Origin of the sequence: Pedobacter xixiisoli (genome assembly GCF_900215335.1) — a bacterium.
Classification (GTDB): Bacteria; Bacteroidota; Bacteroidia; order Sphingobacteriales; family Sphingobacteriaceae; genus Pedobacter; species Pedobacter xixiisoli.
Genome location: NZ_OCMT01000002.1, coordinates 156,706 through 171,231, shown reverse-complemented (window position 1 = coordinate 171,231; position 14,526 = coordinate 156,706). Strand labels below are relative to the sequence as shown.

At 40.0% G+C, this 14,526-nt stretch carries 17 protein-coding genes and 1 pseudogene; 9 read left to right on the top strand and 9 right to left on the bottom strand.

What is annotated here, in order from left to right:
- Window positions 1-8 precede the first annotated feature (8 nt).
- From glgX to CRO54_RS06830, 6 genes are all read right to left on the bottom strand, one after another.
- Entirely contained in the window at window positions 9-2,072 is a 2,064-nt protein-coding gene (gene glgX / locus CRO54_RS06855) for a glycogen debranching protein GlgX (RefSeq protein WP_097130281.1), read from the bottom strand.
- A 52-nt stretch (window positions 2,073-2,124) separates the two neighbouring features.
- Complete coding sequence (locus CRO54_RS06850; protein ID WP_171047853.1) at window positions 2,125-2,349, bottom strand: DUF3606 domain-containing protein; 225 nt, start codon at window positions 2,347-2,349, stop codon at window positions 2,125-2,127.
- A gap of 96 nt (window positions 2,350-2,445) precedes the next feature.
- The gene (locus tag CRO54_RS06845; RefSeq protein ID WP_097130276.1) at window positions 2,446-3,372 is read right to left on the bottom strand and encodes an NAD(P)/FAD-dependent oxidoreductase; all 927 of its coding nucleotides are present in this window, start codon (window positions 3,370-3,372) and stop codon (window positions 2,446-2,448) included.
- Between the two features lie 3 nt (window positions 3,373-3,375).
- Window positions 3,376-3,870: a CinA family protein gene (locus CRO54_RS06840; RefSeq protein WP_097130273.1), complete on the bottom strand. Its 495-nt coding sequence runs from the start codon at window positions 3,868-3,870 to the stop codon at window positions 3,376-3,378.
- 434 nt (window positions 3,871-4,304) lie between these two features.
- Window positions 4,305-4,553 carry a hypothetical protein gene (locus CRO54_RS06835; protein ID WP_097130271.1) on the bottom strand — a complete coding sequence of 83 codons (249 nt, stop codon included), beginning with the start codon at window positions 4,551-4,553 and terminating at the stop codon, window positions 4,305-4,307.
- A gap of 7 nt (window positions 4,554-4,560) precedes the next feature.
- Entirely contained in the window at window positions 4,561-5,373 is an 813-nt protein-coding gene (locus CRO54_RS06830) for an inorganic diphosphatase (RefSeq protein ID WP_097130267.1), read from the bottom strand.
- Between the two features lie 164 nt (window positions 5,374-5,537).
- On the opposite strand from CRO54_RS06830, the gene CRO54_RS21155 reads away from it, so the two are divergent.
- Both CRO54_RS21155 and CRO54_RS21150 read left to right on the top strand, forming a co-directional pair.
- The gene (locus tag CRO54_RS21155) at window positions 5,538-6,287 is read left to right on the top strand and encodes a nucleotidyltransferase family protein (RefSeq protein ID WP_097132297.1); all 750 of its coding nucleotides are present in this window, start codon (window positions 5,538-5,540) and stop codon (window positions 6,285-6,287) included.
- On the top strand, window positions 6,288-7,037 hold the full coding sequence (locus tag CRO54_RS21150) for a metallophosphoesterase family protein (RefSeq protein WP_097130265.1): 750 nt from the start codon (window positions 6,288-6,290) through the stop codon (window positions 7,035-7,037).
- Between the two features lie 57 nt (window positions 7,038-7,094).
- Here the strand turns inward: CRO54_RS21150 and CRO54_RS06815 are convergent, their stop codons facing one another.
- Complete coding sequence (locus tag CRO54_RS06815) at window positions 7,095-7,562, bottom strand: ankyrin repeat domain-containing protein (RefSeq protein WP_097130263.1); 468 nt, start codon at window positions 7,560-7,562, stop codon at window positions 7,095-7,097.
- Between the two features lie 251 nt (window positions 7,563-7,813).
- On the opposite strand from CRO54_RS06815, the gene CRO54_RS06810 reads away from it, so the two are divergent.
- From CRO54_RS06810 to CRO54_RS06785, 6 genes are all read left to right on the top strand, one after another.
- Window positions 7,814-7,984: a DUF3606 domain-containing protein gene (locus tag CRO54_RS06810; protein WP_097130260.1), complete on the top strand. Its 171-nt coding sequence runs from the start codon at window positions 7,814-7,816 to the stop codon at window positions 7,982-7,984.
- 8 nt (window positions 7,985-7,992) lie between these two features.
- Window positions 7,993-10,734 carry a DNA ligase D gene (gene ligD / locus CRO54_RS06805; protein ID WP_097130259.1) on the top strand — a complete coding sequence of 914 codons (2,742 nt, stop codon included), beginning with the start codon at window positions 7,993-7,995 and terminating at the stop codon, window positions 10,732-10,734.
- 17 nt (window positions 10,735-10,751) lie between these two features.
- Complete coding sequence (locus CRO54_RS06800; RefSeq protein WP_097130257.1) at window positions 10,752-11,015, top strand: DUF3606 domain-containing protein; 264 nt, start codon at window positions 10,752-10,754, stop codon at window positions 11,013-11,015.
- Window positions 11,016-11,160: 145 nt separating this feature from the next.
- On the top strand, window positions 11,161-11,343 hold the full coding sequence (locus CRO54_RS06795) for a DUF3606 domain-containing protein (RefSeq protein WP_097130255.1): 183 nt from the start codon (window positions 11,161-11,163) through the stop codon (window positions 11,341-11,343).
- Between the two features lie 31 nt (window positions 11,344-11,374).
- Window positions 11,375-11,611, top strand: a complete 237-nt coding sequence (locus CRO54_RS06790; protein ID WP_097130253.1) for a hypothetical protein — start codon at window positions 11,375-11,377, stop codon at window positions 11,609-11,611.
- 18 nt (window positions 11,612-11,629) lie between these two features.
- Entirely contained in the window at window positions 11,630-11,878 is a 249-nt protein-coding gene (locus tag CRO54_RS06785; protein WP_097130251.1) for a hypothetical protein, read from the top strand.
- Window positions 11,879-11,978: 100 nt separating this feature from the next.
- On the opposite strand, the pseudogene CRO54_RS21475 reads toward CRO54_RS06785, so the two are convergent.
- Both CRO54_RS21475 and CRO54_RS06775 read right to left on the bottom strand, forming a co-directional pair.
- Window positions 11,979-12,806: pseudogene (locus CRO54_RS21475) on the bottom strand (manganese catalase family protein).
- A gap of 81 nt (window positions 12,807-12,887) precedes the next feature.
- Complete coding sequence (locus tag CRO54_RS06775; RefSeq protein WP_097132296.1) at window positions 12,888-13,136, bottom strand: hypothetical protein; 249 nt, start codon at window positions 13,134-13,136, stop codon at window positions 12,888-12,890.
- A gap of 247 nt (window positions 13,137-13,383) precedes the next feature.
- Here CRO54_RS06775 and CRO54_RS06770 point away from each other — a divergent pair, with 247 nt between their 5' ends.
- On the top strand, window positions 13,384-14,526 hold the full coding sequence (locus CRO54_RS06770; RefSeq protein ID WP_244904285.1) for a zinc-dependent alcohol dehydrogenase: 1,143 nt from the start codon (window positions 13,384-13,386) through the stop codon (window positions 14,524-14,526).

Genomic DNA, 14,526 nt, shown 5'->3' with positions numbered 1-14,526 from the left:
ATGCGTTTTTAGATCGTTGTTTTTAAAATCAAAACTGTTCTGCCTTGCACTTCGATTTGTGCTTCATTTTGATAGGCAGCGGGCAGGTGTTCCCGTCCTGTGTTTAAGATCAAATCCCAAGTATCGCCCCAATCGGCCGTAGGAAATTTAAAATCTACCGGTTCGTAATGTGCATTGTAGATCACATAAAAAGCAGTTTGCTGCTCATGAAGGTAAACGGCTAGTGATTTTGCGAAATCTTCATCCCAATGGGTTTCTTCCATTTCTTCGCCCGAAGGCAAAAACCAAGCAATGTCGGGTAAGCCAGTTTCGGGTTTAGGTTGGCCTCTGAACCATTTACGCTTGCGAAAAACTGCATTTTCAGCTCTTAAGGCAATTAATTTTTTGGTAAAGTCTAGTAGTTCTTCGTCAACCTCGTTCCAGTTTATCCAAGAGATTTCATTGTCTTGGCAATAGGCATTGTTGTTTCCTTTCTGCGTACGCCCCAGCTCATCGCCAGCCACTAACATGGGTATGCCTTGCGAAAGAAACAGCGTGGTCAACAAATTTCGCTTTTGGCGGTGGCGTAATGCATTGATCTGTTCATCATCCGTTTCTCCTTCAGCGCCATAGTTGCTCGAGCGGTTATGGTCTTCGCCATCCTGGTTGTCTTCCCCGTTGGCCTCGTTATGTTTTTCGTTATAGCTCACCAAATCGTGCAGGGTAAAACCATCGTGTGCGGTAATGAGGTTGATACTTGCGGTAGGGCGGCGTTCGGTATCTTGATACAAATCTGGACTTCCAGTAATTCGCAGCGCAAATTCTGCCAACATGCTATCTTCGCCACGCCAATAATCGCGGATACAATCTCTAAACTTACCATTCCACTCCATCCATCCCTGTGGGAAATTACCTACTTGATAACCACCTTCGCCAACATCCCAAGGTTCCGCAATTAGTTTTACTTGAGAAATTACAGGGTCTTGCTGTATGATACTGAAAAAAGCACCTAACATATTTACCTCATGTAATCCACGAGCGAGGGTAGAAGCCAAATCGAACCTGAAACCGTCAATCTGCATTTCTACTGCCCAATACCGCAAGCTGTCCATCATTAAACGAAGCACGTTTGGTGATGTGGTATTGAGCGTGTTGCCCGTACCCGTGTAATCCATGTAGTAGCGCTTGTCTTCGGTGAGCCGGTAATAGTCTTCGTTATCTATACCTTTAAAAGAAAGGGTAGGGCCAAGATGATTTCCTTCGGCCGTATGGTTGTATACTACATCTAAAATGACTTCGATGCCTGCTTTATGCAGTGCTTTCACCATATCTTTAAATTCTTTTACCTGTTCTCCATTTCTACCAGTGGCCGCATACCTGTTATCTGGAGCAAAAAAGCCGATGGTGTTGTAGCCCCAATAGTTTGTTAAGCCTTTTTCAATTAAATGGCGGTCGTTAATGAATTGATGGATAGGCATCAGTTCAATGGCGGTAATTCCTAGCTCTTTTAAGTATTTGATGATAGCTGGATGTGCAATAGCGGCGTAAGTACCACGAATTTCTTCGGGTACCGATGGATGACGGAAAGTTAATCCTTTGACATGCGCTTCGTAAATAACCGTTTCATTGTAGTGCGTTTGGGGTTTTTCTACACCTTCCCAATCGTAAGTTGTATCTACCACTACAGATCTCAACATATAAGGCGCACTGTCCCTTTCATCTTTCACTAGATCATCCTCACCTAAGGTATATCCAAACAGACTATCATCCCATTTGAGATCTCCAGCAATTGCTTTGGCATATGGATCGAGTAGTAATTTTGAAGAATTGTATCTCAGGCCATTGCTTGGATTGTAAGCACCTTGTACGCGATAGGCATAGTGTTGTCCGGGCGTAATGCCTTCGACATAACCATGCCAAATGGAACGAGTTTTCTCCGTTAATTTAATGCTTTTTTTCTCCTTTTGGCTGTCATGATCGAAGAGGCAAAGTTCAACCGCGTCGGCATTAGCAGCAAAAAGGGCAAAGTTCACTCCATTTCCGTCCCAAGTTGCTCCTAGGGGAAAGGGAGAGCCAGATGGATTGTTGTTCATTTCACTTCTTTCGGCTGGTGTAAATTATAAACAGAATTATTAGAAGTTAGTTTTAATGAGTTTGAAGGTGTTTTTGTTGATGTTGCGCTGCTGGTTTATAGCCATTTTTTAGATAGGCTGAAATGCAGGCAATACTATTATTGCAGCAAGCACGAACAGCCGTTTTGATAGCTGCTGGTGTTACCTGAAATATTTCTGCCCAAAAATTAATTTGATCTTCTTGCGAGCAATCCAGTAATAAATCTGGATCGATGGTTTGATAAACTAGCTTTTTCATTTCAATTTGGTTAATATCTGTACCTAAAAGGATTGAGAACAGCAATTGTTTAATAGCGATGAAAAACGGGTAGTTTTGCATTGCTATCTGCGTTGTTTACTTGTCCAGACAACTGGTTTTGTCACCTGCTACTTCTGTCATATACGCTTCGCTAAGGGCTTTGTTAATGATGGCTCCCGCAAGATTACCAGAAGCTACCGCAGAAGCTATACTTCGCATCAAACTGGTACAGTCACCGCAAGCATAGATACCTGCAATACTCGTCTGCTGATTTGAACCAATGTATATCAGGTTTTTATCTGTCATCTTCAGGCCGATGGCTTCGGGTAGATCACTATGTTGTTCGAAGTTAGGATCGGTGTACAACACTTCGATATCCAACCTGTTTCCATTGTCGAAAGTAACCGCACTAAGTTGTCCATTTAGATGATGAATGCTGCTGATCTCTTGATTAATCATTTTCACCTTATCGCCAAATTCAAAATCTTGATCGCCATTTCTACCAATCAATGTTAAGTTTGGATGCATGGGAGAAAGCAAATTGACGAGCTGCCTGGCGCTTTCGCCCACTGCATAAATGGCGGCAGTTTTACCGCTAAATTCGTAACCGTGACAATAAGGGCAATGCACTATGGATATGCCCCAACAGTTGCTATAGCCCGAAATTCTTGGCAAGATATCTCTCACGCCAGTGGCAAACAATACCTTTTTTGCAGAGAAGGAGTGACCGGCTTTAGTGAATACTTCAAAATCGCCATCGGTTCCCTGTAGCTTGATTACCTGATCGTTTCTAAAATTGACACCAGTGTAAGCTAATACTTGCTGCCTAGCGACTTCTAGGATCTTTTTTGGAATATTACCATTTTGAGTTAGGAAATTATACGATTTTGGAGCGGTCTGGTTACATGGATTTCCAGCATCTATGATCATTACTTGTTTAGATAAGCGACCGAGTGAAAGGGCAGCGGATAATCCGGCATAACTGCCACCTATAATGATGGTATCGAATTGAGGTTCTCGCATAATTTATTTTGACAGGAGCTGCATTAGTGATTCTTTAAGCAAAGTAGCTGTGTGTATGGTGGCTTGTCTTACAATCTCTTCCTGATTTCCTTGAAAAACCCTTCTGTCTTCAAAAAGTTTATTTTCGCCAAACATGCCGCAAAAGAACATGGTACCCACGGGCTTTTCTTTCGTTTCGCTACCTCCCGAGCGGGTTAATCCAGTAATACCAATATGTATATCAGCTTTAATAATGGTCATTAAGCCTTTAGTGATTGCAAAAGTAACCTCAGCAGATTCGGGAGTAAACTCTTCCAACAATTTGGCATCTACTTTAAGTAGTTCTTCTTTTACGCAAGCATCATAACAGGCCAGTCCACCTTTTAGAAAATCTCCGGATTGTTCGCTTAAACTGAAATTAGCGGTAAGTTGCCCTGCGGTAGCACTTTCTGCACAGGCAATGGTCAGTTTATTTTTCGCCAATAATTGGCCACATTCTTCGAAAATATTGTGTTCCATAAATTTTGATGAAGGAAATGCCGTGCCTATTGATCCCTGTCAGCTATTGGGTAGGCACGGCAATGATCCTGTGTTTAATGCTCTATAAATGCTTTTGCGCTGTGTGTTGTTTACTAAAATGAGTAAATAGGTATTATTGTGACTGTTGCGAGTATAAAACTCCAGCAGAAGATGGGAATACGTGATCTTTAAATTGTGCTAACTTTCTTAACAAAGGGCTGTTCTAATGGTGTTGGTCAATAAAGACCGTATTTATTTACTAAAATATGTTGTTATGTTATTACCTTTAGTAGTTGGGATTTTTATTGTTGTTTAGCAATTATTCTTTTCGTAGTTAATAATAGGAAGAAACGATAAGGTTATGAATTTGGTTCTGCGCTGAAAGTTACCATGTTGCCTTCTATCTATTGAGGAGCTAGGTGCATTCGGTTTATTTAACTTGCGCTTCCTTTATGATCCCAATGGTCTTTAATGATTTTTCCAGTGTGATCCGTTGCTAATCTTCTAGCATATCGTTCACCTTTAATTTTTCCGTTCTCCATTTTCTTGCCGATAAAAAGCAACACCGGACGACCTATTTCATCTGTTCTAAAATCAATATCATAATGACCAAATTTCAATGAAATAAAAGTATTTGCTTCATAGGTTTTATTCAAAATCTTTAATAAAGTTGGTTTAATCATAGCTGTATTATTTAACTTGCTTAGATGGACCGTAGGTAATCATTACTTCGGTCTGGTTAAATTTCTTCTCCAGATTTGCCTTCAGCTGTTGCCAATATGGATGGTCTATACAAGCGAGCATTAGCTGGTAAACTACTACAGTCTGTTGTACCGTCGCATCCTTAGTTTTCCAAAAGCCCTCTGCAGGTAGGCGAGAGTACACTGTTAAACCATTAAATTTTTTAATCAATTCACGGTTTAATTCCTCAAAAAGGATTTTATCGAAAGGCTTGCCACTACTGTCTGTCTGTGGTAAAACAAGCTCTAATTTAAATTTGATTTCTTGCTCGGTACTGGCCTCGTTAACGAATTTCATAGCTTCGGTGTGATCTAGCTTTCCCGTAAACTTTAATTTTTTACCAGTAGTGGCATGATCGTTAATTAAGAAAGATTTGAGATTTTCTAACACGATGCTTGGAAGTTCAGAAAGATTTCTGATTTGTTGCACACCGTCAGCTATGGGCAAGACTAAAAAATGTTGTATCGTTATCGATGTTCCGTCTTCTTCTATTTGCGTAGAAAGTAAACCACCAACTACACGACAACGGATTTTACAGCCTACGAAAGTATGGCAATCGCCAATTATGATAGCAGAAAGTGGGTCCCCATTGGTTCCTGTAGTACTTCGGATATACCCAAAATCACAAGGGAAAGACATTCCTTTTGGCATTACCCTCTCCAAGTAGAAATTATCTAATTCATGATCATTTCTATACACGTTACAACTTCCTTTTGGGTTTTCTACAACTACAGTAATCGTTGGCTGCTTTTTCATATTCATTCGTTGTTCGTTTAATATTTAAACATTGACGTTTGTTTGGCAACGTAGCATAAACGGGTGTTAATCGAAAAATGGTAGGTATATCGCTCTGTGCAAACACGTATTGGCCACCAAACCTTTGGCCATTTGTTTTGGTTAGCTTAAAGCAATTAGGATACGAAAAGATGAGACTACTAGATAAATATACCATGGATGATGAAGCTGCATTTTTTTATAGTGAAGCTGTGCAACTGTTAGATAAGAGCGAAAAGCCGTTTCTGTTAGGCGGCGGAATGGCGGTGGTTAATCACACAGGAATGGAACGTTGTAGTAAAGACTTGGACATTTTTATCAAACCTTCGGATTACATGTCGATTTTACAATTGTTCTCTGAAAACGGTTTCGAAGTTCAGGTTTACGATGTAAGATGGTTGGCCAAGATATTTAGAGGCGGTTACTACATCGACCTCATTTTTTCTTCGGTTAACAACATTTGTAGGGTAGACGACAGTTGGTTTACCAGGGCAGCTAAAGGTAAGTTTGGGGATGAGGAAGTACTTTTTCTATCAGCTGAAGATCTGATTTGGTGCAAAAGTTATATCTGGAATAGAGAACGTTTCGACGGTGCCGATATCAATCACTTATTATTATCGGTAGGTGAACAACTAGATTGGAAATACCTTTTAGAACGCTTAGATCCGCACTGGCATTTGTTATTAGCAGAAATCTTACTCTTCCAATTTGTTTATCCTAACGATTACCGAAGGATTATTCCTCAGTGGTTGTTTGATGAATTAATGATCAGGGCCAATCAACAATACCAACTACCGGCACCTTTACAAAAGGTTTGCCGTGGTCCGTTAATTGACAACACGCAATACAGCATCGATATCAAACAACTGGATTATAAATCTTGTACTATAATGACGATCTAAATGGAAAATCAAATAAGAATTGCGGCATTGGCCGATATACACGTTACACAAAATGATAAGGGAAAATGGGATGCTAGTTTTGCAGAAATCTCTGAAAATGCAGATATCATAGTGATAGCTGGCGATCTTACTGATACAGGAGATGAACACGAAGCAGAAATATTAGCAGAATCGCTTCGCGGATGTCATATTCCCGTAGTTGCGGTATTAGGGAACCACGATTACGAAAAAGGAAAGCAAAAGGAAATTAGAGCAATACTCCAGAAAGCCGGTATACATTTGTTGGATGGTGAGGCTGTGGTAATAAAGGGAGTTGGATTTGCCGGCGTAAAAGGCTTTGGTGGTGGTTTTGGAAAGTTTATGTTATCTATGTTCGGCGAACCAGCTATGAAAGCTTTTGTGCAAGAAACTGTAGATGAGGTATTGAAATTAGACAGAGCGTTAGCGGCGTTAGATAAAAACGAAGACCCAATTCCGAAGATTGCGTTAATGCATTATTCGCCATTGGCTGAAACTATTGCAGGAGAGCCCACTGAAATATTTCCTTTTTTAGGATCATCTAGGTTGGCAGAACCCCTATCTCGGAGGCAGGTAGATGCGGTTTTTCATGGACATGCCCACTGTGGAGTGCTTACTGGAACTTTAGACAAAGTAAGTGTTTATAATGTTGCGTATCCAGTTTTGAAGAAGCAGGGTTACACCAAAGGTTATCTCATATTAGAGGTACCAATTAAAACTGTAGAAGCATAATTTAACAAATTTTTTAGGCATACTGAAGCGTCTTACCCAGTTTAAGGTACAATAAGGTTAAGCTTCCAATAGCGCTAACACTTCAGTATTGCCTTGTTGTTGTGCTAAATCAAGTGCTCTTAATCCTAATCCATTGCAAACTTCAGTATCTGCTCCAGCAACGAGCAGTAGTTTAACCAAATCACTTTGTCCAGCCATAATTGCCAACATCAGGGCAGTCGCACCATCAGCACGTTGCTGATTTAAATTTGCGTTATTTTTAATCAGTGGTTCTGCAATAGCTACATTTCCCGTAAATGCTGCCCACATCAAAGCGCTGTTTCCTTCATCATCTGCTTCGTTCACGTTTGCACCTTTCTCAATTAATAGCTTTACCATATCTGGTTGATGATATTTGCTCGCTAAAATCAAAGCAGTATCGCCTTTGCTATCTTTTTGATTGAAATCAACATCCGATAGTTCTTCTAAAACATGCGTACTGCCCGAACGAGCAGCGTGCATCAGCATTTCAACTTCTAATTCCATATAAAATGATTTAATTGTTGTGTTCTCGTTTTAGAAACAATGATGGTCATACTTAGTTTGCTCGATGATTATTGAAGTTTTTAACCAAGTAGTTTGCTAAAACTTTCGCTGTTTTATACCTGAATTTTTCGACAAATACCTATTCATTGCCTAGTCAGCAGTAGCAGCCTTAAGAATGTAAACTTTTTTTAAGTGCCAATGTTTCTTCTCTGTATCAATTAACATCATTTGAAAAACAGAATTATTCCAATATGAACAACGAAAATAGTGTACAAAATAATCAGATCTGCGTTGATGTTGCCAAACCTTATGAACTGTGGGATTGGGCGGATAAACTTAAAGTAAGTGCACACAGTTTAAAACAAGCCGTGTTAGAAGTTGGCGGTTCTCTGAACAAAGTAAGAGCGTATCTAAAAAAATAAAATTGTCTATGGGATTGGATAAATATGCGAAGAAGCGAGATTTTACTAAAACAGCCGAACCAAAATCTGGAAAAAGTACGGATAAGGATAAGCTGATTTTCGTCATTCAAAAGCATGATGCGTCTCGTTTGCATTACGATTTCCGCTTGGAAATGGAAGGTATACTTAAAAGTTGGGCAGTGCCGAAAGGCCCAAGTCTAGATCCCAAAACCAAAAGATTGGCGATGATGGTGGAAGATCATCCATTTGATTATAGAACTTTTGAAGGTATCATCCCTAAAGGAGAATACGGCGGTGGGACTGTGATTGTTTGGGACCAAGGTTGGTACGAACCTTTAGAAACCATTAAAGGCAAAAAAGCCCAAGAAAAGCATCTACTTTCTCAACTGAAAGATGGTTCGGTAAAAGTAAAATTACACGGGGAGAAGCTCAACGGCGAATTTGCCTTAGTTCGAACCAATGGAATGGGCGAAAACTCGTGGTTATTGATTAAGCACGACGATGATTATGCCGCCAAAAAGGATGTGACTAAATTGGATACATCTGTGCTATCGGGTAAAACCATTGCAGAAATGGAAAAATCTGCCGGTGCTGTTTGGACCGACAAAGGCGAGCAAAAAATCGAAGCAAAACAGCCTAAGCCTTCCAAAAAATCGACCAAGAAAATTAGTGTAGAAAAAGATGCGGAAGTTGGCAATGCCTCTGCAAAGTTGGATAGTGCTAAAATTCTGAAATCGGCTCCTAAAGGTGCAATACCGAAAGCAATTAAACCCATGTTGGCAACTTTAGTTGACGAACCATTTGACAACGAAGAATGGCAGTACGAAGTAAAATGGGATGGTTACCGTGCGCTGGCCACACTCAATAAAGGCAAGGTCGAACTGCTGTCTCGCAATAACAAATCATTCAACGATCGTTTTTATCCAATTTACAAGCTGCTGCAAAATTGGAACATCAATGCGGTGATTGACGGTGAGCTACTGGTGCTAAATGAAAAGGGGATTTCGAATTTCGGTACGTTGCAAAATTGGCGTAGCGAAGCTGATGGTGAACTTGTTTTCTATGTGTTCGATATCCTTTGGTACGAAGGTAAAAACCTTACTGGACTAACTTTGGTAGAAAGACAAGCGATTTTAAATGAAGTGCTGCCTACAGACGATGACCGCATACGGATTTCGAAAGTATTTGATACCAGCGGTATTGATTTTTTTGATGCAGCTGATCGTATTGGACTGGAAGGGATCATGGCTAAAAGCAAATCGAGTACTTATTTGGTGAACAAACGAAGTAAAGATTGGTTAAAGATTAAGGTTTCTAAACGTCAGGAAGTAATTATTGCAGGTTTTACCCGTAACGAAGACACGTCTAAATTATTTAGCTCCTTGATTTTGGCAGTGTGGGAAAATAAACAGTTGACCTACGTTGGTAAAGTGGGTACAGGTTTCTCAGATGCTGATCAGAAAAAAATGATGGCGCAGTTTGAACCGTACATTGTTAAGAAAAGCCCTTTCACAGTAGCACCCGATATCAATAAACTATCCCGATTCCAGCATAGACAACTCAATGCAAAAGCAACTTGGATGAAACCTGAACTGGTTTGTGAAGTTGCTTTTACCGAAGTTACAGATGATGGCGTATTTCGCCACCCTTCTTTCCAAGGTATGCGCAGTGATAAAGATGCTAAGGAAGTGATCCGTGAAAACGCAGCCGATACCGAAGAAATTGTAGCGCCAACTAAAGAAAAATCCAATGGAGAAAAAGGAACGTCTAAAAATATTGATACTGAACTTGTACGTCCTCCAAAGGAGACTGTCCCGAAAACTTTACTCAACCCAAAAGAGCAAACCCAAGTTAGAAAAGTAAAGGGCAAGGAGTTGAAATTCAATAATCTGGCTAAGCTTTATTGGCCAGAAGATGGCGTAAGTAAAAGAGATATGTTCAATTACTATTACGCCATGGCAGATTTTATCCTGCCTTATCTCAAAGATCGACCTTTGTCGCTCAATCGCTTTCCTGGCGGTATTCATGGCAAAAGCTTTTACCAAAAGGATGTGAAAGGCAAAGCACCAGATTGGGCGAAAACCTTTCCTTACTCTACTAGTGATGGCGAAGCAAAAGAATATTTAGTTGGCGATGACATTGCTACCTTGCTATGGACAAATACATTGGGCTGTATTGAAGTTAACCCTTGGTTTTCGAGAGTTCAGTCGCCAGATCATCCAGATTACTGTGTGATAGATCTCGATCCCGACAAACATCACTTTGACAAGGTAATTGAGGCTGCAAATGTAGTTAAGAAAGTATTAGACGCGATTGATGTGCCGTGTTACGCCAAAACTTCAGGTTCTACCGGTATCCATATCTATATCCCTTTGGGTGGTAAATACGATTACGATCAGAGCCAGCTTTTTGCAAAAATTATTGTCACTATTGTGAATAAGCAAATTCCAAGTTTCACCTCTTTAGAAAGGATGATTGCTGCACGTAAGGGAAAAATGTATCTCGATTTTTTACAGAACAGACCTGGAGCTACCATTGCTGGTCCTTACTCGCTCAGACCAAAACCACGTGCAACAGTTTCTATGCCTTTAGATTGGGATGAACTTAAGCCCGGTTTAAAAATGACCGATTTTACCATTTTCAACGCTTTTGAACGAGTGCAGCAGAAGGGCGATATCTTCAAAGGTGTGCTAGGTAAAGGAATTGATTTGGAAAAAGCCATATTGAAAGCGAAAGAAATTTATCCTTAAACATAAAGCTAGAAAAGATGATAGATGAGCAAAAACAATTTGATGGAGAGGAAGATATTCCTGATCCAGACGAGTTTAAATACCTGCATCCTATTGAAGATGATAGCGATACTTTAGAACCACTTCCAGATGAAAGTGAATTTAGAGAGATCAATGCCGATGATCCAGATGATTTAAAATATTGGGCAGATCAATTTCAAATTAGTGTAGAAGAACTCAAAGCTGCAATTGTAATGAACGGTACTGCAGTGCGTGAAATTAAAAGCTACTTGAGTGTATAGTTTTTAATAATCAATAACCAAATAATCAATATCCAATAATTGAGTGACCAAGCTATTAAAATCATCAATAATCAATAAAAAAAATAATCGAACGAACTGGCAATTAACCATTAATCATTAACAATTAACCATTATTTATTATATCATGGCAAAGCAAGGTAGAAGTACAGATAAGAAAAAAGTAAACTCATCACAAGATTATGAACTTTCTCATGTGGCAGAAAAAATGGGGGTGAGCATTCAGCAAGTTGTTGGTGCTAAACGTGCTACAGGTTCAAACGATCGTAAAATGATTGAAAAATACATCACTGATAAGAAGAAAAGTTAGTCGTTGGAGTATCAATATAAAAAACAGCGAAATGGAAAATGAGAAGAAAAAGGGCAGTATTAATGAAGCGATTAAGGCTGTAGATGAAAATAAGCATCAAGATTTAATTAAGGAAAACTTAGGAAATGAACCTGAAGAACAAACTGAAGGACAGGATAACAAGTATAAACTCGAAGGCTACGAGGACAAACGACCAGAAGATCCTTCAATTAAAAAAGGTTGGACAGTAGACTCCAATACGAGTAGAGGACCTCAAGATATAGATTAGATAATTTTATTAAAGTTTATGGCAAAGGCAAATGATAGATACATTTTAGAACAAACTTATGACGGGAAGGGGTGGATTGCCGCTAACATCAATGGTGACATGATCATTTCTTGGAATAACATGAACTTTATGAAAACTATTCATGTCATGTTTTCCAGTACGCCAGACGATGAAAATGAAAAAGAACAGCATCTAAAAGAAATGGAGGTTTTAGTGAAGTGGTTAAGTCAACACCATTTTGAAAAGCTTTACAAGGAATTCGAGTAGCTAATGTTATAATTGAAAAGAGCCGTGATAATATAAATCACGGCTCTTTTTATTATTAGAGTTTTTGGTTGTAATTACTCCATTGCGCTTCGCCTTCAGGTTAGCAGGAAATCACCTCTTCACTTTTAAGTTTGCTCATTTTAACGTCGAGTTCTTTGGTTCTTTCCAATTCACCTTCTTTCGAATCTGGTAGCTCGCTTAAGCCCTCGGTATCTTGAACATAAGCGATTGGGTCTGGTACATATTCCCAGTCTTTGCCCATACCAGGCATTTCGCCTTCATTCCAAGGTCCTCTTGCGCCTTCAGTTGGCGACATGTTGAAATACTGCTGCGTAAACCTTGGGTCTGGCTGCAATACCCCTGGCGGAAAATTAGGTGCTATGGTTGATAATGCCCCTTCGAACATCTTGTAATGCGCAATTTCCCTCGTCATCAAGAAAGAAAGTGTATCCTTCACATAAGGATCGTCTGTAAACTTCATCAAGTGCTCATAAACTAACTTTGCTCTAGATTCCGATGCTAGATTGCTTCTCAAATCTACGGTCAAATCTCCGTTAGAATGTATGTACGAAGCGCACCAAGAAATTCCTTGACTATTGGTTAATCTCGGCGCACCACCACTTAATATGTCAAATTACGGGTTGGCTTTTAGTGCCTGATGAATGAGCGACTCTCTAGCATCGCTGCCTTCCATGGCTTGCATAATCTCAGATTGATCTGCGGCATCTTTCAGCTCGCCATTAACTCCCTTTAGCAGCATTTGGATAGTTGCACCCACAATTTCTAAGTGACTTAATTCCTCGGTTGCAATATCCATCAACATATCATACTTATCAGGATGTGGCATTTTAGCTGCAAAAGCTTGTGTGAAATATTGCATTGCAGCGGCTAGCTCGCCATTTTCCCCACCAAATTGCTCTAGTAAGATATTCGCAAAGCGAGGATCTGGCCTAGAAACCCTCGCATTAAATTGTAAAATCTTTTACGTGATAAAACATAAGATTTTGAATTAAGGTTGGTCATATTGATCGTGACCTTGAGTTTTAACAATCTTGTTATACACACCAAATAGTAGAAATGGGGCAGCCCATTGTCCGATAAATAGTGCCAAATGCTTTTTACCACAACATTTTAAGGCAAGCGAAACACCCATTGCCGCAATAGCAGCTCCTAAATAAGCATCTGATGGTAGTTTGGAGGTGTAGTGTTCTATCTCCTTGGTCATTTGTCCCTCTTGGGAATTGTTCGTCGTTTCCATGTTTTGAGTTTTATTGATAACTAATAGGACTAAAAGACTAAGTGCAACGTCTTTGTTTCTCTTTTTACCAAAACACGTATCGGCCTTCGATTTTTCGCTTTTTGCGTGCAAAATACGCTTGGTAATTGCGGTGTTTGCGGGTTTTACCAATAGACTACGGCTTCAAGAAACAAATCTGCTAAGCTGTTGTATGAAAGAGGAGTAAGTTGTAAACAATCTTAACCTAAAAAGATAAAATATGCTAGCAATGGAATATCGCGGACCTTACAGGGTTCGCACTGTTGAAAAACCAATGCCTCAAATACTTCATCCAGAAGATGCCATTATCAGAGTAACTCGTAGTTGTATCTGTGGATCTGATCTTCACTTGTACCATGGTATGGTACCCGATACTAGAGTGGGGTCTACCTTCGGACATGAGTTTGTAGGTGTGGTGGAAGAAATTGGACCATTGGTTCAAAAATTGAAAGTTGGCGATCAGGTTTTAGTGCCATTTAACATCGCCTGTGGCAAATGTAATTTCTGTAAACAAGGCTTGTTTGGTAATTGCCATGAATCTAACCCTATGGCTACTGCGGTTGGAGGAATATTTGGCTATTCGCATACTGCTGGTGGCTACGATGGCGGACAGGCAGAATACGTGCGAGTGCCTTATGCAGATGTAGGTCCAACGGTTATTCCGCCAGATATGGATCCAGATGATGCCGTTTTACTTACGGATGTGGTGCCTACTGGCTACCAAGCAGCAGAAATGGGTGGTATTAAAGAAGGAGATACGGTAGTAATTTTTGGAGCTGGCCCAATTGGAATTATGGCCGCCAGGTGTGCTTGGTTCTTTGGTCCTTCACGAGTAATCATCATCGATCACGTGGATTATCGCTTGGAGTTCGCCAAAAATTATGCTTACTGCGAAGCTTACAATTTCAAGGATATGGAAGATCCAGTGGTGTTCTTAAAAAAGACAACTGACTGGTACGGTGCCGATGTATGTATCGACTGCGTAGGCTGCGAGGCCGAGGGAAATTCTTTACAGACTTTTAGCGGTAAAGTAACACTGATGCAAGCCGGTACAGCTACTGCGCTACAATGGGCCATCAACTCCGTTAAGAAAGGCGGTATTGTCTCTATAGTTGGAGTTTACGGACCACCATTTAATTTGATCCCTATTGGGAACGTGCTGAACAAAGGTCTAACTATTCGAGCAAATCAAGCTTCTGTAAAACGGTTGCTGCCTAAACTGATTGCCCATGTACAGGAGGGAAGGTTAAATCCTAAAGGTTTAATTACCCACAGAGTGCCGTTGGAAGAAGTGGCAGATGCATATCGTTTGTTTTCGTCAAAATTAGATAACTGTATTAAAACCGTGCTGATCCCATCGGCCAAATCCTAA

Bases quoted from the DNA above. Each gene is read 5' to 3' on its own strand.
- CRO54_RS06845 (WP_097130276.1), bottom strand. From the start codon at position 3,372: ATGCGAGAACCTCAATTCGATACCATCATTATAGGTGGCAGTTATGCC.
- CRO54_RS06800 (WP_097130257.1), top strand. From the start codon at position 10,752: ATGATAGATGAGCAAAAACAATTTGATGGAGAGGAAGATATTCCTGAT.
- CRO54_RS06785 (WP_097130251.1), top strand. From the start codon at position 11,630: ATGGCAAAGGCAAATGATAGATACATTTTAGAACAAACTTATGACGGG.
- CRO54_RS06835 (WP_097130271.1), bottom strand. From the start codon at position 4,553: ATGATTAAACCAACTTTATTAAAGATTTTGAATAAAACCTATGAAGCA.
- CRO54_RS06770 (WP_244904285.1), top strand. From the start codon at position 13,384: ATGGAATATCGCGGACCTTACAGGGTTCGCACTGTTGAAAAACCAATG.
- CRO54_RS06850 (WP_171047853.1), bottom strand. From the start codon at position 2,349: ATGAAAAAGCTAGTTTATCAAACCATCGATCCAGATTTATTACTGGAT.
- CRO54_RS06810 (WP_097130260.1), top strand. From the start codon at position 7,814: ATGAACAACGAAAATAGTGTACAAAATAATCAGATCTGCGTTGATGTT.
- CRO54_RS06790 (WP_097130253.1), top strand. From the start codon at position 11,375: ATGGAAAATGAGAAGAAAAAGGGCAGTATTAATGAAGCGATTAAGGCT.
- CRO54_RS06830 (WP_097130267.1), bottom strand. From the start codon at position 5,373: ATGAATATGAAAAAGCAGCCAACGATTACTGTAGTTGTAGAAAACCCA.
- CRO54_RS06775 (WP_097132296.1), bottom strand. From the start codon at position 13,136: ATGGAAACGACGAACAATTCCCAAGAGGGACAAATGACCAAGGAGATA.
- CRO54_RS21155 (WP_097132297.1), top strand. From the start codon at position 5,538: ATGAGACTACTAGATAAATATACCATGGATGATGAAGCTGCATTTTTT.
- ligD (WP_097130259.1), top strand. From the start codon at position 7,993: ATGGGATTGGATAAATATGCGAAGAAGCGAGATTTTACTAAAACAGCC.
- CRO54_RS06815 (WP_097130263.1), bottom strand. From the start codon at position 7,562: ATGGAATTAGAAGTTGAAATGCTGATGCACGCTGCTCGTTCGGGCAGT.
- CRO54_RS21150 (WP_097130265.1), top strand. From the start codon at position 6,288: ATGGAAAATCAAATAAGAATTGCGGCATTGGCCGATATACACGTTACA.
- CRO54_RS06795 (WP_097130255.1), top strand. From the start codon at position 11,161: ATGGCAAAGCAAGGTAGAAGTACAGATAAGAAAAAAGTAAACTCATCA.
- glgX (WP_097130281.1), bottom strand. From the start codon at position 2,072: ATGAACAACAATCCATCTGGCTCTCCCTTTCCCCTAGGAGCAACTTGG.
- CRO54_RS06840 (WP_097130273.1), bottom strand. From the start codon at position 3,870: ATGGAACACAATATTTTCGAAGAATGTGGCCAATTATTGGCGAAAAAT.